The sequence below is a fragment of the Streptomyces sp. NPDC056527 genome (assembly GCF_042794475.1).
Taxonomy (GTDB): Bacteria; Actinomycetota; Actinomycetes; order Streptomycetales; family Streptomycetaceae; genus Streptomyces.
Genome location: NZ_JBHTTQ010000021.1, coordinates 1 through 21,216, shown reverse-complemented (window position 1 = coordinate 21,216; position 21,216 = coordinate 1). Strand labels below are relative to the sequence as shown.

Sequence of the window (21,216 nt, the reverse complement as noted above, 5' to 3'; positions counted from 1 at the left end):
ACGGGAGGCCGCCCCGGCCGCCGTTGCCGCATTGAGATCCATCCGCAACTCCTTCGTCTGCTCCTTTCGGCCTCCTCGGACGTCACATTCACAAGTGCTCCAACTTGAGGGGGAGATGACGTGAAGCGACGCCACACGGCGCGGCTGGCCGCCGGAATCCTGGCCGCCGGGCTGATCCTGACCGGGTGCGCGGCCGGTGAGAACGGCACGCGCAGCTCGGACCGGAGCGAGGGAGGCTACCGCGCCCCGGACGCCCGACAGGACGCCGGCCCCGACGCACGCAAGGACGACGCCCCCGAGGGCGAGCAGCGCACCCGGCCGCCCGCCGACTGGCTCTCCACCTTCGCCCTGGACGTGGACACCGCGTCGTACGGCTACGCCCGCCGCACCCTCTCCGAGGGCCGGCTGCCCGACCCGACGTCCGTACGGCCCGAGGAGTTCGTCAACAGCTTCCGGCCGGACTACCCACGCCCCGAGCGCGACGGCTTCAGCGTGACGATCGACGGGGCGAGGACCGGGGACGAGGGCTGGTCGCTCGTCCGGGTCGGGCTCGCCACCGCCGCCGCGGACCGCAAGGGCGAACGCCCGCCCGCCGCCCTGACCTTCGTCGTCGACATCTCCGGCTCGATGGCCGAGACCGGCCGGCTCGACCTGGTCAAGAAGTCGCTCGGCATCCTCACCGACGAGCTCCGCGACGACGACTCGGTCGCGCTCGTCACCTTCAGCGACGAGGCCGAGACCCGGCTCCCCATGACGAAGGTCAAGGGGCAGCGGGAGCGGATCCACGGCATCGTCGACGAGTTGCGCACCACCTCGTCGACCAACGTGGAGGCGGGGGTGCGCACCGGCTACGACGTCGCCGTCGAGGGGCATCGCGAGGGCGCCACCAACCGGGTCGTGCTGCTCTCCGACGCGCTCGCCAACACCGGCGACACCGACGCGCGGTCGATCCTCGACCGGATCGACAAGGAGCGCAGGGAGTACGGGATCACCCTCTTCGGCGTCGGCGTCGGAAGCGACTACGGCGACGCGTTCATGGAGCAGCTGGCCGACAAGGGCGACGGGCACACCACGTACGTCTCCACCGTCGAGCAGGCACGCAAGGTCTTCGTGGACCAGCTGCCCACGAACATCGAACTGCGCGCCCGCGACGCCAAGGCGCAGGTCGCCTTCGACCCGAAGACCGTCGAGCGGTTCCGGCTGATCGGCTACGAGAACCGGGAGGTCGCCGACGAGGACTTCCGCAACGACAAGGTCGACGGCGGCGAGGTGGGGGCGGGGCACACCGTCACGGCGCTGTACGCGGTGAAGACCCGGCCCGGCCGCAGCGGTCCGCTGGCCACGGCGACGGTCCGCTGGCTCGACCCGAAGAACCGTGCCGCGCACGAGAACACCGGGAGCGTCGGGACGAGCGCGCTCACCTCCTCGCTCTGGGCCGCCGGTCACGACAGCCTCCAGCTGACCGCCGTCAGCGCCTACTTCGCCGACCGGCTTCGGGGCGGCGATCTGCCGGGAGCACCGAGGCTCGCCGAGCTGGCGGAGCGCTCGGGGGCGATCGCGGACCGGTCCGGTTCGAAGGTGGTACGGGAGCTGACCGAGGCGATCCGGCAGGCGGACAGGCTGCTGGCGCGGCGCGGCGAAACGGAATCGGGTGATCCGTACATGGGCTGATCCACAACTGCTGCGCGGTGCCCGTGGATCCCGTCATGATGGGGCCATGGCCACCCTGCTGCTCGCCCTCGCCGTCGGTTCCACCGGCCTCTACGCCGGGTTCATGCTGATCTTCATGACCGGGATCATGCCCGCCCTCGCCCGGCTCGGGGACGCGGAGTTCGTCGACGCGATGCGACGGATCAACGAGTACGTTCCCAAGCCGGTGTTCCTGATCGTGTTCCTGGGAGTCGTGGCCTTCCCGGTCGCCGCGTTCTTCGTGCCGGTCGACGGGCGCTCCGACACCCAGAAGTGGCTGGTCCTGGCCGGTCTCGTGTGCGCCGTGGTCAACCATCTGATCACGATGGGCGGCAACGTTCCGCTGAACAACGCGCTGGCCGTCTCGGAGCGGACGGGGGTGGATCCGTCCGCGGTCCGGGCGGCCTTCGAGAAGCGCTGGAACGCGTTCCACGCGGTCCGTACGGTGCTGATCACCGCCGCGTTCGGGCTGCTGATCGCCGCGTCCTTCAACTGAGCCGGTCAGGAGGGCAGTTCGGCGACCGTGGTGATGGCGGTGAAGAGGATCTCGTCGTCCTGTCGGCCGGTCACCCGGATTAGTCGTTCCGGGCTGCCGGGGTAGTCCACGGCCGGCTCGGTCTCTATCCAGCAGGGGCTGCCGAACTCGGCGTACCGGTGGAAGGTGGAGTCCATCGCCACCGGCAGCACCGGTCGGCCGACGGGCGTCAGCGACTGCACGGCCTGGCGGGCCGCCTCCAGCAGGACCATGCCCGGGATGTGGTCGCCGGGGTGGTCGAAGAGGACGGGGTGGCGGGTGTCGACCCGCAGCTGCCAGCGGTCGGGGCGTTCGGTCGGGGTGAGCACGACGTCGAACTCGTCGAGCCGGCCGACGGACCGCGGTTCCACGGGCGCGGTGGGCGGCTCCTGGGCGGTCGCGGGCTCGGTGAGGCGGTCGGCGCGCAGCCGGCGGTAGACCTCGGGGCTGGTGCAGGTGTATCGGGCGTTGCCGGTGGCGAGCGTCCGGCCCTGCTCGCCGATCACGACCTCGTAGCTCAGCCCGGCCAGCCGGCCGGCGCGGCGGCGGATGTCGGTGCAGGTGACGTCGAGGCGCAGATCGGCGGGGGCCCCGCCGACGGGCAGTAGCGCGGGCATCACGCGGTAGTTGAGCTCCCACATCAGGAACTGGTGGCCCAGCGGCACGTCGAAGCCGGCGTGGGCGAGCAGCGCACCCACCTGACGGATCGTTTCGGCGGCCAACATCGGGTCGTAGTGCGTGCCACCGACCGGACCGAAGAAGGAGTGCCCGCGCGGCCACTGGGCGCCGAGGGCGAAGTGCGCCTCGTCCGTACGGGACCAGTCGGCGGTGAGGAAGACCTCGGCGAGCGCGGCCCGGTGAACGTACTCACGGGGAGCCGTCGTGGTGAGCCCCCGGAAGGCTTCCGTGTCCACGATGTCGGTCGGGGCGGGCGTCTGCAGCATGAGATCCCTCTACTAGGGGCCTACTAAGGAGATTCGGGCAACCAGCACCGGGGAAGTTACGAACTCTCCGGTACGTTTCGCAAGGGTGAGGGTACGGTTCTGTCAGGTCGATGCGGGGAAAGGGGGAAGGGCCTTCGAGCCTGCTCGCATTCAACGACGCCTGTCAGAACGGCAGATGTCCGACTCATGAGACCCGAGGGTTCACGAGTGAGGTGGCTTCGGGTATCTTCCAGCTGCCGGAAATCTGTACCACCAGGTTTGTTTCTCGGACATCCGAGACGCCGGTTCGGGTGATCGCGTCACGATTCGCGCGATTCGTTCCGATGTGCCCGGCCCGCCGATCGGCTGTCCCTTGGAGACTCCGTGGAACACCTGCGCCAGATAACCGTCGCCGCCGTCAACATCGACGGTGTCCTGCTGAACGACACCTTCAGCCCGGTCATCCACCGGTTCGTCACCAGTCGCGGCGGCCACTACGACGCCGAGGTGGAGCGGGAGATCTTCTCCCAGACGCAGCTCACCGCAGCCAAGGCCCTCGGGGCCGCGGCCGGAGTCTCCTGGAGCCCCGAGGACGTGCTCGCGGCCTACTTCGAGGAGCGCGCCTCCTATCTGGCCGAGCATCCGCTGCGCCTGCTCGACGGCGCCACCGAGCTGCTGGTGCGGCTGCGGGCGCTGGGGCTGCGGACGGTCTGCTACGGCGGGCTCGACGCGTCCCACTTCGACCTGCACCTGCGGGAGCAGGCGCATCTCTTCGACGCCCCCGGCTATGTGTGCACCAACGACTTCCGGCCCGGGGTCCGCGAGTTGACGCGTGACGTCGGAGTCCGCTTCGACCAGATCCTCTTCATCGACGACGTCGCCCGCGTCGCGGAGGCCGCCAAGGAGCTCGGCGTGCCCTTCGTCGGCCACCCGAGCGACTTCGCGCACGGGTTCCAGGGCGAGCTGATGCGCCGGGCGGGCGTCCGGCACGTGGTGCGCGCGCTCGACGAGATCGACGAGTCCCTGCTGCGGACCCTCGACGCCGAGGCCGCCGCCGGTACGGTCTGGAACCGCTGAGATCCACGTGGCGTATCCACCCGAAGCCGCCGCCCGCGCGGCCGGACCTGTGATTCCGTCGAGCCCGTCGACGACGACGCGCCCGGCTCCGCACAGCCAGGTGTCACACATCCAACTGCCGAGGGAGACGAACGTCCCATGACTGCCGACCACCGCCTGCTGCCCGAGAAGGTCGCCCTGATCACCGGAGCGAGCAGCGGAATCGGAGCGGCCGCCGCCCGGGTCTTCGCCCGTGAGGGCGCCCGTGTGGTCCTCGCCGCCCGCCGCGAGGACAGACTCAAGGCTCTGGTCACCGAGTTGCGCGAGCAGGGTGCGCAGGCCGAGTACGTGGTGGCGGACATGACCCGCCGCGAGGACACCCGAGCCGCCGTGGCCTGCGCGGTGGACACGTACGGAAGGCTCGACGTGGCGTTCAACAACGCCGGGTGGGGCGCCGGCCGCGAGCCGCTGCACGAGATGGACGACGAGCTCTACGACCGGATCCTGGACGTCAACCTGCGCGGGGTCTGGAACTGCCTGCGGGACGAGATCGCGGCCATGCTGACCACCGGCGGCGGCGCGATCGTGAACACCAGCAGTGTCGGCGGACTGCTCGCGACCCCGGTCGCCGCGCCCTATGTGGCCGCCAAGCATGCCGTGGTCGGACTGACCAAGGCCGCGGCCGCCGAGTACGCGGCCCAGGGGATCCGGATCAACTCCGTGGCGCCCGGTACGACCCGTACCGAAGTGGTCACCGAGTGGTTCGCCGCGGTGCCCGGGATCGAGGAGGCGCTGCACGCCGCCACCCCGCAGCCGCGGACCGCCGAGCCGGCGGAGATCGCCGAGGCGGCGGCCTGGCTCTGCAGCGACCGATCGTCGTTCGTCACCGGTGCGATCATGCCGGTGGACGGCGGCTTCACGATGGTGTGAGCCGGATGCCGCCCGGCCGAACGGCCTGCGTGCGATGCCTTGTGTCCTCTGCACGTATCCGTCCATACTTGCTGTTTTCGACCGTGAAGTGCGAGCAGGCACGGAGCGAGCGCGAGTGTCCTGTGGGGCATCGGGCTATGAGAGGGACGTGACCCCCAATGGCGAAGCAGGATCGCGCGATTCGGACGCGCCAGGCGATCTTGGAAGCGGCCGCCACCGTCTTCGACGAGCGTGGTTACGAGGCCGCGAAACTCACCGACATCCTCCAGCTCGCCCAGGTCACCAAGGGTGCGCTCTACTTCCACTTCGACTCCAAGGAAGACCTCGCGCACGCGGTGATCGACGCCCAGGTCTCGACCGCGCCCACGCCGATGCCGCAGGTCTCCAAGATGCAGGAGTTCGTCGACATCGGCATGGTGTTCGCGCACCGGCTGACCCATGACGGGCTGCTGCGGGGCAGTGTCCGGCTCACTCTCGACCAGGGCGGTCACGAGCTCAACCGCAGCGGCCCCTACCGGGAGTGGACGGACCTCAATCTGCGGGTGCTCGAAGAGGCCAAGGCGCGCGGTGAACTGCTGCCGCACGCCGACCCGGAGGAGGTGGCGCCGCTCGTGGTGGGCGCCTATGCCGGCCTGAACCTGATGACCCAGGCGCTGGGCAGCAACCGGGCGGACATGGACCGCTGGGCCTCGGCGCTCTACCGCCATGTGCTGCCCAGCATCGCCGTGCCCGCCGTGCTCGCGATGCTCGACATGGAGCCCGGCCGGGGCGCGCGCGCCCTGAGCGCGGCGGAGGCGGCGGCGGGCTAGTCCGGCTGCCCGTCGCCCGAGCGGGACATTGTGGTGGGTAAAACCATACCCGTCTGCCGGTTTTTTGAGGAAGACACGAAGCTGACATCTTCCCGTCGTCTGAAATAGGCGTCGGAAAGCGTACCCGTGAGTCCAGATCTTGGACCCGCGGGTACGCTTCGTTGCGCCCTTTACGGATTCCTGATGTCGACAAACCAGAGTGAACCCGGACATTCGTCCGCGTTTTCAGGTCCCGAGATTCCATACCCGGCGGTTTCTTATTGACATGCCTCCGGGTCTCTTTTCTAATCGTCCAGGGCCAAGCCGTTCACCGACACTGAGGGGGCAAAGTGGACGTCCGGATCCTGGGGGGACTGTCGCTACGCGAGAACGGGGTGTCGATCACTCCGACCGCCGCCGCGCCGCGGCAGTTGCTGGCGCTGCTCGCGGCCAACGCGGACCAGGTCGTGCCCGTGACCGTACTCATGGAGGAGCTGTGGCCGTCCGGGCCGCCGCGTGGCGCCCGCGTCGAACTGCAGTCCCACATCGTCGATCTGCGGGCGCTGATCACCACGGCCCTGCGCGGGGCCGGGGCACCGGCGGAGGGATCCGACTGGCTGGAGCGCCACACCGCCGAGGCCGTGCTCGTCTCGCTGCCCGGCGGCTACCGGCTCGACACCGGCGGCGGCTCCAACGACGCCTGGCAGTTCGAGCGGGCCGCGGGCGCCGGCTACCGGGCCATGGAGGCGGGCGACCTCCAGCGCGCGGTGCGCCGCCTCTCCGACGCCCTGGCCCTGTGGCGCGGTGAACCGTACGCCGGCGTCGCCGCCGGTCCCCATCTGCGCACGGAGATCGAGCGCCTGGAGACCTCCCGGCTGAGCGTCCTCGACCAGTGGGTCGAGGCCCAACTGCGGCTCGGCCGACACTTCGAGATGATCTCCGACCTCTCCGAACTCGTCGCCCGGTACCGCACCAACGAGCCGCTGCACGGCCAGTTCATGGTCGCCCTGCTGCGCTGCGGACGGCAGGACGAGGCCCTGGAGGTCTACCAGCGGCTGCGCAACGGCCTGAAGAAGGAGACGGGCATGGAGCCCTCCGCGCGGCTGCGCCGGCTCCAGCGATCGATCCTGACCGTACGGGACGTGGCCCGGCCGGCGTTCGGCCGTCAGACGTCCACGCTGCCCCGCCTCGTGCCCGCCGGATCGCTCGGTTGAGGGGCCGCACCGGGGTGCGTGCCGGAACACGACGAGAGGAGGGGCGGGACGCCTGAAGCGTCCCGCCCCTCCTCTCGTGTGTCCCCCCGGACAGCCCGACCCGGCCCGGTCCCCGGGCCGGCCGTCAGACGGCGGCGAAGCCCTTCTTCAGCGCCGTGGCGATCTCGACGGCGCGGCGGGTCTGGAACTCGACGGCGGCGAGGTTCTCGCCGGCCACGTTGCTCGCCTCGTTCGCCGAGACGCTGCTGGCGCCGTACGGGTTGCCGTTGGCCGGGGCGAACTGGACCGGGTCCGCGTAGCCGGGCGCCACGATGATGGCACCCCAGTGGTAGAAGGTGTTGTTCAGGGCGAGCAGCGTCGACTCCTGGCCACCGTGCGAGGTCGAGGTCGACGTGAACGACGCGGCGACCTTGTTGACCAGCTTGCCCTGCGCCCACAGGCCACCGGTCGTGTCGATGAACTGCTTGATCTGCGCGGCCGGCAGACCGAAGCGGGTCGGCGTGCCGATCAGCACGACGTCGGCCCACTCCAGGTCGTCGAGCGAGGCGACCTCCACGTCACGGGTGGCCTGGACGTGCTCGGCCCACTCCGCCTTCGTGTCGATCACCGACTGCGGGGCCAGCTCCGCCACCTTCCGCAGCCGCACCTCCGCACCGGCCTTCTCCGCGGCCTGCGCGGCGGCGTTCGCCAGCGTGTGCACATTGCCGGTCGACGAGTAGTAGATGACTGCGACGTTGGTCATGTCGGACCTGCTCCTTGGTGTGGACTGGGGGGCCTGCTACGGAACGGAAGGGCCCTTTCGCGACCTTCTCCGAACGGGACGGCGGCCTTCCACGCAGACGGTGAAAGTCCGTCAAGTTCCGCACCCGGATGTCACTTCGCGGCGAAGAACCGCAGCAGAGCCCGCTCGTCGTCGTCGTTCAGCTCGATCGAGAACAGCTCTCCGAGCGCGCACACCGTATCGGCGGCGCTCAGCTCGCGCCGCTCGACGCGCCCGTCCGCGTACCGGATCTCCAACGACTTGTCCCGCAGCAGCCGGCGCTCCTTCTCCGTCTCCTTCTGGGCGACCAGCTGTCCGACGAACGGGGAGCCGGGCCGGGTCGAGGAGAGATAGTGCGCCGCCTCGAAGTCGATCCGGAACTGCGGCTCCTGACGGAAGGAGTACATGTCGAACCAGCCGTCGTGTGCCCCCTCCTCGGGGATCCGCACCACCCAGTCGGGCCCGTCGGCCGCCAGCCGCCAGGTCCAGTCCGCGACCGAGGAGACCGCCCCGTCCCGCAGCGGCAGCGCCTCCATCAGGCCGCTGTAGCCGTAGCCGGCGTCCGCCAGCCAGTCCTGGTCGTCCGCACGGACCAGGAGGACCGTGTGCGTACGGAAGCGACGCCTGGTCTCTCCCTGCCGGATGCGGGCGAGGAGACGGGTCACGGGGAAGCCGAGCCGGTCCAGGGCGGCGGCGAGCAGCAGGTTGTTCTCGTAGCAGTAGCCGCCGCGCCCCGCCCGTACGAGCTTGTCCTGGATCCGGTCCAGGTCGAGCGAGACCGGGCGGCCCAGCGCGATGTCGATGTTCTCGAACGCGATCGCGTCCATGTGGCCGCGCAGGACCCCGTGCAGGGTGTCCGCGGTGGGGGTGCGGGGCCCGGTGAAGCCGATCCGGGCGAGATACGCGTCGAGGTCGAGGAGCTCGCTCTGCCACTCCGGATCGGTCTCGACGGCGACGGGCAGTCCGTAGGTTCCCAACATGGCTGTCTCCTGGATCAGGTGTTCAGATGCTCAGATGCGGTACGGGTCGTCGTGCGCGGGGCGCTCCCGAAAGAGCTCGGGCGGGATGGTGTCGGGGCATACGGCCGCCTCGACGACCGGGTGGACCATGTCCTCGACGGGGCCGAGGGTGTGCTCGCCGCGGCCGCCCGCCGCGGGCGGTTCCACCGGCGGCCTGAGCGCCGCGGCGAGGCCGGCCGCCAGCGCCGCGCCCAGGACGGGGCCGATGAGATACGCGGTGAGGAAGCCGAAGTTCCCGGCCCAGAGCGCGGGTCCGAACTGACGCGCCGGATTGACCGAGCCGCCCGAGAGCGGCCCCAGGATCATGATGAAGCCGGTGATGCAGAGCCCGACGACCCCGGGTATCAGCCACTCCCAGCGCGGCCGGATCAGCAGCGCCGCCACCAGCGTCATGCAGATCAGCTGACCGACCGTCTCCGCCGTCAGCACCCCCCAGAAGCCCCAGCCGGGCTGCGGCGCCACCGCCGCCCAGCCGACCTGGGGCAGCCCCACGTGCCCGCCCCACACCAGCCGTGCCAGCCCCACGCCGGCCACGGCCCCGGTCATCTGGGCCACGCAGAACGGCAGGACGTCCCGGCCGGGGAAGACCCGCAGCAGCCACAGCCCGATGCTCACCGAGGGGTTCATGTGCCCGGCGGTCTTCCGGGACATCGAGTAATGGATGATCGCCGTGTTGACGACGCCGAAGAAGATCCCCAGCGCGACGAACGCCGCCCGCCCCTTCAGCACGGAGCCGAGGGGCGCGTCCGGAGCGAAGATCCAGCGTGACGTGGTCACGATGAGGAAGAGGATCCCCGCCGTGATCAGGAACTCCAGGACGACGGTGCGGGCGCGCGGGGAGAGCAGCTCCCTGCGGGGAGCCCGGTGACGACTGCTGTGGGTCATGGTGACCAACTCCCAGCTGTGATGCGGTCGGTACAGGCGGCGCGGGTGGGGCGTGGCGTACACATGCGTCCGCGGCGCCGCGCACGGCCCGAAGGCCGCGCACGACGCCGCAGTGGGGCGAACGTGCAGGTCAGAGCTCGATACGGACCTTGTAGTCGAGCGCCCAGGCGTTGAACTCGACCAGCCGCTCCATCACCGCCCGGGTGCCCCAGAGCCCGCCGAGCGCCGAGTACTCCGCCAGCGGCCTGTCGAGCAGCCGCCGGATGCCCTCGCGCGACACGAGCCGCAGCACCGGGGAGTCGTCGGCGAGCAGCGCCTCGACCTTGGCGCGCAGCGCGGTGACGTACTCGATGTCCTGGGTGGAGGGGTACGGGCTCTTCTTCCGCTCCAGGACCGACTGGGGCAGCACGTGCGCGGACGCCGCGCGCAGCAGGCTCTTCTCCCGGCCGTCGAAGTTCTTCATCTCCCAGGGCACGTTGTAGACGTACTCGACGAGCCGGTGGTCGGTGAACGGGACCCGGACCTCAAGGCTGGTGGACATCGAGATCCGGTCCTTGCGGTCGAGCAGGAACTTCTCCCAGTGCTGGATGTTGAGCCAGGTCAGCTCCTTCATCCGCTCCTCGTGCCGGGAGTCGCCGGCGAGCCGCGGGACCGACTCCAGGGACTCGGCGTACCGGCGCTTGACGTACTCCTCCATGCCGAGCCGTTCCCAGAGCCCGATGTCCTTGATCGTGTCCAGGCCGCCGAGGCGACGCCAGGCGTCGTACCAGGGGAAGGTGTCCCCGTTGACGGCCTCCTCGTCGAAGAACCAGTTGTAGCCGCCGAAGATCTCGTCGGCCGCCTCGCCCGACAGCGCCACCGTGACGCGCTCCTTGAGCGCCTTGCACAGGTGGTACAGGGAGTGCTCCATGTCGCCGGTCGAGACCGGCAGGTCCTGGGCGCGGAGCACCGCCGCGCGGACGTCCTCGTCGAGGATGTCGTGGTTCTCCAGCTCCACGACGACGTGCTCGGCGCCGGAGTGCGCGGCGACGTCGACGGCGTACGGGGTGTCCGGGTCCATCCAGATGCCGTTGTCGCGGAAGGTCTCGCCGTGGTCCTTGAAGTCGACCGAGAAGGCGGTGATCCGCTCGTCCGAGCCCTGGTCGCGCAGCACCTTCGCGGCGAGCGCGGTCACGGCGCTGGAGTCCAGACCGCCGGAGAGCAGGGTGCCGACCTTCACATCGGCGATCAGCTGCCGCTCGATGATGTCCTCGAGCAGCCCGCGGACCGTGGCGATGGTGGTGTCGAGGTCGTCCGTGTGCGGGCGCGCCCGGAGCGTCCAGTACGTACGGGTGGTGGAGCCCGCCCTGGTGAAGCGGACGGACGTGCCGGGGACGACCTCGCGCATCCCCTTGAAGACCGCGTGGCCGGGGGTGTTGATGATGGCGAAGATCTCGGCGAGGCCCTCGGCGTCGACCACGGCCTCGACCTCGGGGTGGGCGAGGATCGACTTGGGCTCGGAGCCGAAGAGGACGCCGTCGGCGGTGGGGTAGTAGTAGAGCGGCTTGACGCCCATCCGGTCGCGGACCAGGAGGAGTTCCTCGCTGCGCGGGTCCCAGATCGCCAGCGCGTACATGCCGTTGAGGCGCTCGGCGAACTCCTCGCCCCACTCCAGGTAGGCGTGCAGCACGACCTCGGTGTCGGAGGCGGTGCGGAACTCGTGCCCGAGGACGACGAGTTCCTCCTTCAGCTCACGGAAGTTGTAGACCTCGCCGGTGTAGACGAGGACGGGCTGCCCGTCGTCGCCGGGGACGGCGTGCATGGGCTGACGGCCGTTCTCCAGGTCGATGATGGAGAGACGGCGGTGGCCGAGGGCGGCGTGCCGGGTGAGCCAGATGCCGCCGTCGTCCGGGCCCCGGCACTCCAGGGTCCGGGTCATGGCCTCGGCGGTGTCGCCGCCGAGCGTCAGGTCGTGGTCGTAGGCGACCCAGCCGGTGAGTCCGCACATGGCGCCTCAGGTCCTTTCTCGAATGATCAGCGGGGTGTACGGAGTCAGGAGCGGGGGGCGGTCGTCGAGGCGGGCCTCGGGACCGGGACCCAGCCGGCGGTGTCCCAGTGGGCGAGTTGGCGCAGCGCGGAGCGCTCGCCGATCTCGGCGACCCGCTCGCCGCCGAGGATCAGCGTGGACGGCCGCTCCGGCGAGAACACCGGTACCGCAGGCGCGTTAGGGCTGCTCGGGGTCCGGCCGTGGGCGAAGGAGGACACCAGGTCGATGAAGGTGTCCGAGACGAGGCGCTCCAGCGGGCCGTCGCCGTAGTGCGGGGCGTTGACCTCGGAGCCGTAGGTGCCGAAGAGGAACTTGGACGTGGCCTCGTGCGGGGTGCCGGTCAGCGGCGGGGCGACCGGGTGCGCGAACTCCACCAGATAGCTGGGCACGTCGGGCCGCTCCGTGGCCTGCCGTTCGGCGAGCCGGGTGATCTGGTAGCGGAAGAGGCTGTCGCCCCAGATCGCGCCCCAGACGGACACCGGGCCCTGTGGGAGCCCGTCGATCGCCGCGGCCCTGCGGTACGCGGAGATCGTGGCGTCCACCTCGGTGTCGGCCACATGGGCCGCCCCCTTGTGCAGCACGGCGCGGATCGCGGTGCGCAGACTCTCGTCGTCGGTGGGGTGGGGGCCGGGGAAGGGGTAGCCGGGCCCGGTGGTGAAGAAGGTGCCCTCGGTCCGGCCGTAGATCGACAGGGTGGGCAGCTCGGGGGTGGGCAGCTCGAAGTCGTGGCCGAGCATCCAGCGGCCGTCGACGACCGGCCCCTGGTACTCGCGCCAGGTGGATATCTCGCGGTCGACGGGGCTGCCGGAGAAGATCTTCTCCCAGGTGTCCTTGAGCCGGGCGGCCGGCACGGAGCGCAGGCCCCGCACGGTGGTGCCGAGCTTGCGTGCGACCAGCTCGAAGACCCGGTGGGAGTCTTCCCGGCTCATCGAACTCGCGGGTTCCCAGACGTGCTTGACGCTGATCGGGACGATCCGGCGCACCGTGCCGCGCAGTTCGGGGAGGAGCCCGAGCTGCCACGTCGAGGAGCCGCCGGCGGAGGTGCCGGCCAGGGTGATGTTGTCGGGGTCGCCGCCGAAGGCGGCCGCGTTGCGGCGCACCCAGTGCAGCAGCGCCACCTGGTCCTGCAGGCCCCAGTTGGAGCAGCCGCCGGTGCGGTCGTCGAGCAGGTCCTCGTGAAGTCCCCAACCGAGGGCGCCCAGGCGGTAGTTGAAGGTGACCACGACCATGTCGCCGTGGGCGGCGGGCCGGGCGCCGTCGAAGTCCGGCTCGCTGCCGGCGCCGAGGAACCAGCCCCCGCCGTGGATGTAGACCACGACGGGCCGGGCGCCGCCGGTGTCCGGGGTCCAGACGTTCGCGTAGAGGCTGTCCTCGCTGGAGCCCGGCAGGTACGACTGGTACGAGACGGGCGCGAACGTGGTCGCGTCCCGGACCCCGCGCCAGGGGGCGACCGGGCGCGGCGAGCGGTAGCGCAGCTCACCGACCGGGGGAGCGGCGTACGGCACCCCCCGGAAGACGGACAGGCCGCCGGACCGTTCGCCCCTGATCAGACCGCCGCCGACACGGGTGACGACACTCGTGGTCTCCGCGGCGCCACCGGTCCGCACGCCGCCGTCCCTCTCCGCGGCCGAGGCCACGCCGCCCGGTACGGTCACCGCCGTCGCCACCGCTGCGGCGGCCGCGACGACCGTACGTCTCCGTGGCATGGGTGGCGGCTCATGTCCAACTCCCGACCGGTCCATAAACAAAACTCCCCGGGTATGCGAATGCCAAAAGACTTGGCGCGTCGAAGAGTGACGACGATGCGAGGGTGCCGTACGTCCTGGCCTCGGCCAATGCGGTTCGGCGTACTCAGTCAGGTCAGTCGGAGCGGCATCCGAAGTGGTGTCACGGTGACCTGACGGATTCACGCCCGAACCTTTGAGCACATCCGTGGGGATCGGCAGGATCCAGGCATGACAACGTCGATTCTGGACTCCCGCCCCCTTTTCGAGCTGGGTGCCGAGATTCATATCGCGGCCTCCGCGGACAAGATCTACTCGATCGTCAGCGACATGCAGCGGCATTCCGAGTGGAGCTCGGAACTCCAGGGCGGCCGGTGGCTGTCCGGAGAGCCCGGGAAGGTCGGTTCGATCTTCGAGGGAGAGAACTTCCGCAGCGACGACATCGTGTCCTGGGCGCCGCTCATCCGCGGAATCTGGCACACGAAGTCGGAGGTCGCGGAGACCACCCCCGGCCGTGTGTTCCGCTGGAAGATCCACTCCAAGACCGGTGAGCCGCAGGAGCTCACCTGGTCCTTCCTCATCGAGCCCACGGAGAACGGCGCCACGCTGTCCCAGACGTTCCGCATGGGATACGCGTCGCCCGGAATCCACGAGATCACCAAGGACATGAACGAGGCCGACAAGCAGAAGTTCATCTCCGACTGGATGGCCAAGATGACCCGGGACGTCACCGAGACCCTGGGCAGGATCAAGGTCGTCGTCGAGAAGGACTGACGCCCACCGCCACCAGGAACGACGTATCGACGGGCCGGCCCCTCAAGGGCCGGCCCGACGCACGCCCGGCCGGCCCGGGCCCCATCCCGTACCGGGAAACCGCCCCCGCGCGTCCGCCCCGCCCCGGGCCGTGAGCCCGCACCGGGAACCCGCCCGCGCCCCGCGACGCGCCACGTCCGTACCGGGATCCCGCCCCGGGCCGTGAGCCCACACCGGGAACCCGCCCCGGCCCGCAGCGCGCGGGCCCCAAGCCCGCACCGGGAACCGCCCGCCCCGCGACGCGCCGGCAGCCTCAAGCCCATACCGGGAACCGCCCCGCCACGCCGCGCGCGGGCCTCAAGCCCCCGCGCGACCCCCGCCCGCGGGCCTCACGTCCGCACCGGAACACACACCGCCCGCGCCCGTCGCGCGCCGGAGTGTGTTCCGTACCGGGAACCGCCCCGCGTACAGGTCCGCGCCCCCGCCCGCGACCGCGCCGGGCCCCCACGAGCCGCCCCCGCGCCCGTCGCGCGCCGGGGCCGTCAGACCCCCACACCCCCACAGCCCCCCACGTCCCCCCACAGAGCACGGAGATACGGGTGCGCACAGGGCGCGCCCATGACGAGGGGAATCCCCATGCTTTCCAGACGACGGTTCATCGGTGCCGCCCTGGCGACAGGCGGCACGATGGCCACCGGCGCAGCCCTGACCCCGCTGCTCGGCGCGGCATCGGCCACCGCGGCCGACGCGACCGCCGTCGCGTTCTTCACCCGGCCGATGCCTCTGCCGCAGGTCATCGCGCCCAGCTCGACCCCCAACGGCGTCGACACCTACAACATCTCGATCAAGCGGACCACCAAGGAGATCCTGCCCGGACAACTCACCGAGGTCTTCACCTTCAACGGCGGCTTCCCCGGGCTCATCCGGGCCACCTCCGGCCGTCCGGTCGTCATCAACCAGTACAACAAGCTGGACATGCCGGCCTCGATCCATCTGCACGGCGGGCACGTCGCCCCCGAGCACGACGGGGACCCGATGGCCACCATCGCCCCCGGCGGCGTGCGCACGTACCACTACCCGAACCAGCAGGGCCACGCCCCGCTGTGGCTCCACGACCACGCCCACCACATGGAATCCGAGCACGTCTACCGCGGCCTCTCCGCGTTCTACCTGCTCACCGACGCCGAGGAGAAGGCGCTCCCGCTGCCCTCCGGCGTGTACGACGTGCCGATCATGCTGCGCGAGGGGCACTTCGACACCGCCGGGCAACTCGTCTACACCATGGACGACTTCCGCAGCCGGTCGACCATCATGGCCAACGGCAGGGCCTGGCCGTACTTCCAGGTCGCGGCCCGCAAGTACCGTTTCCGGCTGCTCAACTCCACCAATCTGAGGTTCTTCACCCTGCGGCTCGCGGACGGCTCGCCGTTCATCCAGATCGGCTCCGACGGCGGCCTTCTGGAGCGCCCCTTCTCCACCGACACCGTCGCGCTGTCGCCGGGCGAACGCGCGGAGGTCGTCATCGACTTCTCCCGCTATCCCGTCGGCACCCAGCTCGTCCTGGAGAACACCGAGGGCCCGGGGCCGGCCGAACTGACCGGCAAGGTGCTGCGCTTCGACGTGGTGAAGACCGCGTCCGACCCCAGCGCCGTACCCGCCACGCTGCGCACCCTGCCCCCGCTGCCGGCCGTCACCGGCAGGCGGACCGTCGTCATGAGCATGGACGAGGACGGCCGTCCCGCCCCGCAGGGCTACATGGACGGAAAGGTCTACGACCACCACCGAATCGACAACACCGTCCCCTGGGGCGGCTCGGAAATCTGGACGGTGACCAACAGCAATCAAGCCATCCCGCACAATTTCCATATTCACCTGGTGCAGTTCCGTGTACTGGAACGCAACGGAAATCCGCCCGGTCCTGCCGAGGCGGGACTCAAGGACACGATCCGCGTCATGCCCGGCGAGACGGTGAAGTTCCAGGCAACATTCGACAGCCATCGCGGAAAGTACCTGTACCACTGCCACATGCTCGACCATGCGGCCATGGGAATGATGGCCCAGATGGAAGTCGTGTGAACAGCGGACCAACCGACCTGATGGATTCTCCGGCCACTTGACGGAGTGCGGCCGACACCATTGGCCGCGAGCCAGTCAACGACGGATGATTCGAGGGAATTACGGGCCGGCCGGCCCAGTCGCGGCACACCCATTTGCAGGACACCGGTTCGTCGGACCGGTTCGGTGACCGCCCGGCCGGCCCTTTTCGGATCTCCGCCTCGATGAATCCCACCCGCACCCGTCGTCCTGTCGTCTTAGGAGAGACTCCCTGTGGACAACACTCTGCTCGACATCCGGCGAAGGCCGGCTCTGCAACAGCCCGTGTGGGACGACGCCTCGCAGGTGGAGCGCGTACGGGAGGAGTTGAGCGTCCGCCCCGCCCTGGTCAGCCCCCAGGACGTGCACACCCTGCGCACCCTGCTCGCCAGGGTCGCCGCGGGCGAGGCCGTGATCGTCCAGTCCGGCGACTGCTCCGAGGACCCCGACGAGTCCACCGCCCAGCACGTCGCCCGCAAGGCCGCCGTCCTCGACCTGCTCGCCGGCGCCATGAAGATGATCACGCACAAGCCGGTGATCCGCGTGGGCCGTATGGCCGGCCAGTTCGCCAAGCCGCGCTCCAACGACACCGAGAAGGTCGGCGAGCTCGAACTCCCCGTCTACCGCGGCCACATGGTCAACGGACCCGAACCCGACGCGGAGTCCCGCCGCCCCGACCCGCTGCGCCTGCTCACCGGCTACATGGCCGCCAACGACATCATGGGCCACCTCGGCTGGCGCAAGCCCGTCGGCCGCCCGGTCATCGACCCACCGGTCTGGACGAGCCACGAGGCCCTGCTCCTCGACTACGAGGTGCCGATGCTCCGCCGTGACGACGAGGGCCGGCTGCTGCTCGCCTCCACCCACTTCCCGTGGATCGGCGAACGCACCCGCCAGACCGACGGCGCCCATGTCGCCCTGCTCGCCGAGGTCGTCAACCCGGTCGCCTGCAAGGTCGGACCCGGCATGACCCCCGACGAACTGCTCACCCTCTGCGAGATCCTCGACCCGGCCCGCGAGCCCGGCCGGCTCACCCTCATCGCCCGCATGGGCGCCGAGAAGGTCGCCCAGAAGCTGCCGCCGCTCGTCGAGGCGGTCCGCGCCGCCGGCCACCCGGTGATCTGGCTGACCGACCCCATGCACGGCAACACCGTCACCGCCCCCGGCGGACTCAAGACCCGCTACACCACCACCGTCGAGCGGGAGATCTCCGAGTTCCAGCTCGCGGTGCGCTCCTCCGGCGGCATCGCCGGCGGCGTGCACCTGGAGACCACCCCCGACGACGTCACCGAGTGCGTCCTCGGCGAGCAGTGGGTCGGCCGCTGCGGCGAGTACTACACCAGCTTCTGCGACCCGCGGCTCAACCCCGGACAGGCCGTCACCGCCATCTCGGCCTGGCGCGCCTGAATCCCGGCCGCCCCTTATCCCGTACCGGAACCACGGAGGTAGTGAGATGCAGGACAAGATCGCCCTCGTCACCGGCGCCGCGGGCGGCATCGGCGCCGCGGTGGTCCGCGCGCTCGCCGAGCGCGGTGTGACCGTCGCCGCCGTCGACCGGGACGAGTCCACGCTCAAGCAGCGCGTCGCGGCCTTCGTCGTGGAGGGTCTGCCCGTCGAGGCGTTCCCCGCCGACGTCACCGACAGCGCCCAGGTCACCGCCCTGGTCGACGAGGCCGAGCGGCGCCTCGGCCCGCTCGACTACCTCGTCAACGCGGCCGGCGTCCTGCGCCTCGGCCCCGTCCGCACCTTCTCCGACGAGGACTGGGCGGCCACCTTCGCCGTCAACGCCACCGGCGTCTTCCAGGTCTCCCGCGCCGTCGTCGACCGGATGATCCCGCGCGGCTCCGGCGCCCTCGTCACCGTCGCCTCCAACGCGGCCAACACCCCGCGCACCGAGATGGCCGCGTACGCCGCCTCCAAGGCCGCCGCCTCCCTCTTCACCAAGTCACTGGGCCTGGAGGTCGCGCCCTACGGCATCCGCTGCAACCTGGTCGCGCCCGGCTCCACGGACACCCCGATGCTCTCCTCGATGTGGCACGACGAGACCGGGCCCCAGGGCACGATCGAGGGCCGCCCCGAGGCGTTCCGCGTCGGGATCCCGCTGAAGAAGCTGGCGCTGCCGACCGACATCGCCGAGGCCGTCGTCTTCCTCCTGTCGGACCAGGCGTCCCACATCACGCTGCACGACCTCACCGTCGACGGCGGCGCGTCCCTCGGCGTCTGAGCAGCTCCTCACCCGCGTACACCGCACACACGTCACGAGAGGACGGTCATGGCCGGGATACCCCCCATCGAGGCCTATCCGTTGCCGACGGCCGGCGCCCTGCCGCCGGTCACCCCGCACTGGACCGTGGACCCGGCCCGCGCCGTGCTGCTCGTCCACGACATGCAGCGCTACTTCCTGGCGCCGTTCCCCTCGCCGCTGCGCGAGGAGATCATCGCCAACGCGGCCCTGCTCCGCGACCGCTGCGCGGCCCACGGCATCCCCGTCGCGTACACCGCGCAGCCCGGCGGCATGACCCCCGAACAGCGGGGTCTGCTCGCCGACTTCTGGGGCCCCGGGATGCGCCTCGACCCCGCCGACCGCGAGATCGTCGAGCCGCTCGCGCCCGCCTCGGGCGACTGGCTGCTCACCAAGTGGCGCTACAGCGCCTTCTTCAGGACGGACCTCCTGGAGCGGATGCGGTTCCACGGCCGCGACCAGCTGATCATCTGCGGGGTCTACGCCCACATCGGCGTGCTCGCCAGCGCCGTCGAGTCGTTCACCCACGACATCGAGACCTTCCTGGTCGCCGACGCCGTGGGCGACTTCACCGAGGCCGAGCACCAGTCGGCCGTCGCGTACGCGGCCAAACGCTGCGCCGTCGTCACCACCGCCAAGGAGGTGCTGGGGTGAACACACCGGCCCCCGCCGACCTGCTGAGCCGGATCCTCGGCCCGAACCCGCCCGCCTTCGCCGTGCTGCACCGGCCCGAGACCACCGGACCCGGCGCACTCGACCTGCTCACCGGCGAGATCTCGCTGCCCGAGACCCTCGCCGACCTCCCGCTGCGCGAGGACGGCCCCGGCACCGCGCGCCACGAGGTCCTCGCCGTCGTCCCGTACCGCCAGATCGGCGAACGCGGCTACGACCGGACCGACGACGGCGCCCCGCTCATCGCGATGAGCGTCACCGAGCAGACCACCGTCCCGCTGGACACCGTCCTCGCCGCGATCCCCGACGTCCCGATCACCCTCGCCGACGGCGGCTTCGACGTCGACGACGACGCGTACGCCGAGATCGTGCGCCGGGTGATCGCCGACGAGATCGGCACCGGCGAAGGCGCCAACTTCGTCATCCGCCGCTCCTTCACCGTCGAGATCACCGACTACGGCCCCGGCAGCGCGCTGACCTTCTTCCGCCGGCTCCTGGAACGCGAGTCGGGCGCCTACTGGACCTTCCTCATCCACACCGGCGAGCGCACCTTCGTCGGAGCCTCCCCCGAGCGGCACGTCAGCCTCGCCGACGGCACCGCCGTCATGAACCCCATCAGCGGCACGTACCGCTACCCGGCCTCCGGCCCCACGCTCCCCGGCGTCCTCGACTTCCTCGCCGACCGCAAGGAGGCCGACGAGCTGTACATGGTCGTCGACGAGGAACTGAAGATGATGGCCCGGATCTGCGAGGGCGGCGGCCGGGTCGTCGGCCCGTACCTCAAGGAGATGGCCCGCCTCGCGCACACCGAGTACTTCATCGAGGGCCAGACCGACCGCGACCCGCGTGAGATCCTGCGCGAGACGCTGTTCGCCCCGACGGTGACGGGCTCACCGCTGGAGAGCGCCTGCAAGGTGATCTCCAAGTACGAGCCCCGGGGCCGGGGCTACTACAGCGGGATCGCCGCCCTCATCGGCCGCGACGCGCTCGGCGGCCGGGCCATGGACTCCGCCATCCTCATCCGTACCGCCGACATCGACGCGGGCGGCCGGCTCTCCATCGGCGTCGGCGCGACCCTGGTGCGCCACTCCGACCCGGTGTCGGAGGTCGCCGAGACCCGTGCCAAGGCCGCCGGGCTGCTCTCCGCGCTCCAGGACGACGGCGGCTCCCGCTTCCGCGCCCACCCGCGCGTACGGGAGGCGCTGGAGCGGCGCAACGCCACCATCGCCGGCTTCTGGCTGGCGGAGGAGTCGGGCCGCGGCCGGCCCGATCCCGCCCTCGCCGGACAGCGCGTCCTGATCGTCGACGCCGAGGACACGTTCACCTCCATGATCGGACAGCAGGTCCGAGCACTGGGCCCGGAGGTGACGGTCCGACGCTTCGACGAGGAGTACGGGTTCGACGGCTACGACCTCGTCATCATGGGCCCCGGCCCCGGCGATCCGCGAGAGGCCGGACACCCCAAGATCACGCATCTGCGGTCGGCCGTCGCCGGCCTGCTGAGCGAGCGCCGGCCGTTCCTCGCGGTCTGCCTCAGCCACCAGGTCCTCAGCCTGCGCCTCGGTCTCGACCTCGCCCGCCGGGACGTGCCCAACCAGGGCGTCCAGAAGGAGATCGACCTCTTCGGCGCGCGCGAACGGGTCGGCTTCTACAACACCTTCGCCGCGCGCTGCGCCGAGGACTCCTTCCTGCACCCGGAGTTCGGCCCGGTCGAGGTCAGCCGGGACCCGGAGACCGGCGAGGTGCACGCGCTGCGCGGCGCGGGTTTCGCGTCGATGCAGTTCCACGCCGAGTCCGTGCTCACCCAGAGCGGTCCGCGGATCGTCGCGTCGATGCTGGGCGGGCTCGTGAAGAGCGGCGCGGTGCCGGCGGCGCGGTAGCGGAGCGACAGGGGCACACACGACGCGGCGCCGCCGGAGATCCCGGC

General features: G+C 70.7%; 18 protein-coding genes. 12 read left to right on the top strand and 6 right to left on the bottom strand.

Annotated features, from left to right (window positions below; translation table 11 throughout):
- Positions 1–120: 120 nt before the first annotated feature.
- Together ACFQ7Q_RS13845 and ACFQ7Q_RS13840 are read left to right on the top strand one after the other, a co-directional pair.
- A complete protein-coding gene (locus ACFQ7Q_RS13845) occupies positions 121–1,671 on the top strand; it encodes a von Willebrand factor type A domain-containing protein (RefSeq protein WP_383553809.1) in 1,551 nt (516 codons plus the stop codon).
- Positions 1,672–1,717: 46 nt separating this feature from the next.
- On the top strand, positions 1,718–2,185 hold the full coding sequence (locus ACFQ7Q_RS13840; RefSeq protein WP_383553806.1) for a DUF1772 domain-containing protein: 468 nt from the start codon (positions 1,718–1,720) through the stop codon (positions 2,183–2,185).
- A 5-nt stretch (positions 2,186–2,190) separates the two neighbouring features.
- Here ACFQ7Q_RS13840 and ACFQ7Q_RS13835 read toward each other — a convergent pair whose 3' ends face one another.
- A complete protein-coding gene (locus ACFQ7Q_RS13835; RefSeq protein WP_383553802.1) occupies positions 2,191–3,147 on the bottom strand; it encodes a ScbA/BarX family gamma-butyrolactone biosynthesis protein in 957 nt (318 codons plus the stop codon).
- Positions 3,148–3,510: 363 nt separating this feature from the next.
- Between ACFQ7Q_RS13835 and ACFQ7Q_RS13830 the strand changes: the two genes are divergently transcribed.
- The 4 genes from ACFQ7Q_RS13830 (at position 3,511) to ACFQ7Q_RS13815 (ending at position 7,114) form a co-directional block, all read left to right on the top strand.
- Positions 3,511–4,203 carry an HAD family hydrolase gene (locus tag ACFQ7Q_RS13830; RefSeq protein WP_383553799.1) on the top strand — a complete coding sequence of 231 codons (693 nt, stop codon included), beginning with the start codon at positions 3,511–3,513 and terminating at the stop codon, positions 4,201–4,203.
- A 138-nt stretch (positions 4,204–4,341) separates the two neighbouring features.
- Positions 4,342–5,112: a glucose 1-dehydrogenase gene (locus tag ACFQ7Q_RS13825; RefSeq protein WP_383553796.1), complete on the top strand. Its 771-nt coding sequence runs from the start codon at positions 4,342–4,344 to the stop codon at positions 5,110–5,112.
- A 158-nt stretch (positions 5,113–5,270) separates the two neighbouring features.
- On the top strand, positions 5,271–5,921 hold the full coding sequence (locus ACFQ7Q_RS13820) for a ScbR family autoregulator-binding transcription factor (RefSeq protein ID WP_383553793.1): 651 nt from the start codon (positions 5,271–5,273) through the stop codon (positions 5,919–5,921).
- A gap of 329 nt (positions 5,922–6,250) precedes the next feature.
- On the top strand, positions 6,251–7,114 hold the full coding sequence (locus ACFQ7Q_RS13815; RefSeq protein ID WP_383553789.1) for a BTAD domain-containing putative transcriptional regulator: 864 nt from the start codon (positions 6,251–6,253) through the stop codon (positions 7,112–7,114).
- A gap of 124 nt (positions 7,115–7,238) precedes the next feature.
- Here ACFQ7Q_RS13815 and wrbA read toward each other — a convergent pair whose 3' ends face one another.
- From wrbA to ACFQ7Q_RS13790, 5 genes are all read right to left on the bottom strand, one after another.
- Complete coding sequence (wrbA, locus tag ACFQ7Q_RS13810) at positions 7,239–7,856, bottom strand: NAD(P)H:quinone oxidoreductase (RefSeq protein WP_362372138.1); 618 nt, start codon at positions 7,854–7,856, stop codon at positions 7,239–7,241.
- Between the two features lie 131 nt (positions 7,857–7,987).
- Positions 7,988–8,854 (bottom strand): arylamine N-acetyltransferase, encoded by an 867-nt coding sequence (locus ACFQ7Q_RS13805; RefSeq protein ID WP_383553786.1) that lies wholly within the window; start codon positions 8,852–8,854, stop codon positions 7,988–7,990.
- Positions 8,855–8,884: 30 nt separating this feature from the next.
- Positions 8,885–9,778, bottom strand: coding sequence for an MIP/aquaporin family protein (locus ACFQ7Q_RS13800; RefSeq protein ID WP_383553784.1), 894 nt, complete (start codon positions 9,776–9,778; stop codon positions 8,885–8,887).
- A 130-nt stretch (positions 9,779–9,908) separates the two neighbouring features.
- Positions 9,909–11,765 (bottom strand): asparagine synthase (glutamine-hydrolyzing), encoded by a 1,857-nt coding sequence (gene asnB / locus ACFQ7Q_RS13795; protein ID WP_383553781.1) that lies wholly within the window; start codon positions 11,763–11,765, stop codon positions 9,909–9,911.
- Between the two features lie 44 nt (positions 11,766–11,809).
- Positions 11,810–13,510 carry a carboxylesterase family protein gene (locus ACFQ7Q_RS13790; protein WP_383553779.1) on the bottom strand — a complete coding sequence of 567 codons (1,701 nt, stop codon included), beginning with the start codon at positions 13,508–13,510 and terminating at the stop codon, positions 11,810–11,812.
- Between the two features lie 249 nt (positions 13,511–13,759).
- Here ACFQ7Q_RS13790 and ACFQ7Q_RS13785 point away from each other — a divergent pair, with 249 nt between their 5' ends.
- The 6 genes from ACFQ7Q_RS13785 (at position 13,760) to ACFQ7Q_RS13760 (ending at position 21,169) form a co-directional block, all read left to right on the top strand.
- Positions 13,760–14,302: an SRPBCC family protein gene (locus ACFQ7Q_RS13785; RefSeq protein ID WP_383553777.1), complete on the top strand. Its 543-nt coding sequence runs from the start codon at positions 13,760–13,762 to the stop codon at positions 14,300–14,302.
- A gap of 615 nt (positions 14,303–14,917) precedes the next feature.
- A complete protein-coding gene (locus tag ACFQ7Q_RS13780; protein ID WP_383553774.1) occupies positions 14,918–16,357 on the top strand; it encodes a multicopper oxidase family protein in 1,440 nt (479 codons plus the stop codon).
- 252 nt (positions 16,358–16,609) lie between these two features.
- Entirely contained in the window at positions 16,610–17,782 is a 1,173-nt protein-coding gene (locus ACFQ7Q_RS13775; RefSeq protein WP_383553771.1) for a 3-deoxy-7-phosphoheptulonate synthase, read from the top strand.
- Positions 17,783–17,828: 46 nt separating this feature from the next.
- Positions 17,829–18,599, top strand: coding sequence for a 2,3-dihydro-2,3-dihydroxybenzoate dehydrogenase (locus tag ACFQ7Q_RS13770; protein ID WP_383553768.1), 771 nt, complete (start codon positions 17,829–17,831; stop codon positions 18,597–18,599).
- Between the two features lie 48 nt (positions 18,600–18,647).
- Positions 18,648–19,271 (top strand): isochorismatase family protein, encoded by a 624-nt coding sequence (locus ACFQ7Q_RS13765; RefSeq protein ID WP_383553765.1) that lies wholly within the window; start codon positions 18,648–18,650, stop codon positions 19,269–19,271.
- Positions 19,268–21,169, top strand: coding sequence for an anthranilate synthase family protein (locus tag ACFQ7Q_RS13760; RefSeq protein WP_383553763.1), 1,902 nt, complete (start codon positions 19,268–19,270; stop codon positions 21,167–21,169). Before ACFQ7Q_RS13765 ends, ACFQ7Q_RS13760 begins: the two co-directional genes overlap by 4 nt.
- Positions 21,170–21,216 lie beyond the last annotated feature (47 nt).

Bases quoted from the DNA above. Each gene is read 5' to 3' on its own strand.
- ACFQ7Q_RS13800 (WP_383553784.1), bottom strand. From the start codon at position 9,778: ATGACCCACAGCAGTCGTCACCGGGCTCCCCGCAGGGAGCTGCTCTCC.
- ACFQ7Q_RS13825 (WP_383553796.1), top strand. From the start codon at position 4,342: ATGACTGCCGACCACCGCCTGCTGCCCGAGAAGGTCGCCCTGATCACC.
- ACFQ7Q_RS13790 (WP_383553779.1), bottom strand. From the start codon at position 13,510: ATGCCACGGAGACGTACGGTCGTCGCGGCCGCCGCAGCGGTGGCGACG.
- ACFQ7Q_RS13765 (WP_383553765.1), top strand. From the start codon at position 18,648: ATGGCCGGGATACCCCCCATCGAGGCCTATCCGTTGCCGACGGCCGGC.
- ACFQ7Q_RS13840 (WP_383553806.1), top strand. From the start codon at position 1,718: ATGGCCACCCTGCTGCTCGCCCTCGCCGTCGGTTCCACCGGCCTCTAC.
- ACFQ7Q_RS13770 (WP_383553768.1), top strand. From the start codon at position 17,829: ATGCAGGACAAGATCGCCCTCGTCACCGGCGCCGCGGGCGGCATCGGC.
- ACFQ7Q_RS13805 (WP_383553786.1), bottom strand. From the start codon at position 8,854: ATGTTGGGAACCTACGGACTGCCCGTCGCCGTCGAGACCGATCCGGAG.
- ACFQ7Q_RS13820 (WP_383553793.1), top strand. From the start codon at position 5,271: ATGGCGAAGCAGGATCGCGCGATTCGGACGCGCCAGGCGATCTTGGAA.
- wrbA (WP_362372138.1), bottom strand. From the start codon at position 7,856: ATGACCAACGTCGCAGTCATCTACTACTCGTCGACCGGCAATGTGCAC.
- ACFQ7Q_RS13835 (WP_383553802.1), bottom strand. From the start codon at position 3,147: ATGCTGCAGACGCCCGCCCCGACCGACATCGTGGACACGGAAGCCTTC.
- ACFQ7Q_RS13780 (WP_383553774.1), top strand. From the start codon at position 14,918: ATGCTTTCCAGACGACGGTTCATCGGTGCCGCCCTGGCGACAGGCGGC.
- ACFQ7Q_RS13785 (WP_383553777.1), top strand. From the start codon at position 13,760: ATGACAACGTCGATTCTGGACTCCCGCCCCCTTTTCGAGCTGGGTGCC.
- asnB (WP_383553781.1), bottom strand. From the start codon at position 11,765: ATGTGCGGACTCACCGGCTGGGTCGCCTACGACCACGACCTGACGCTC.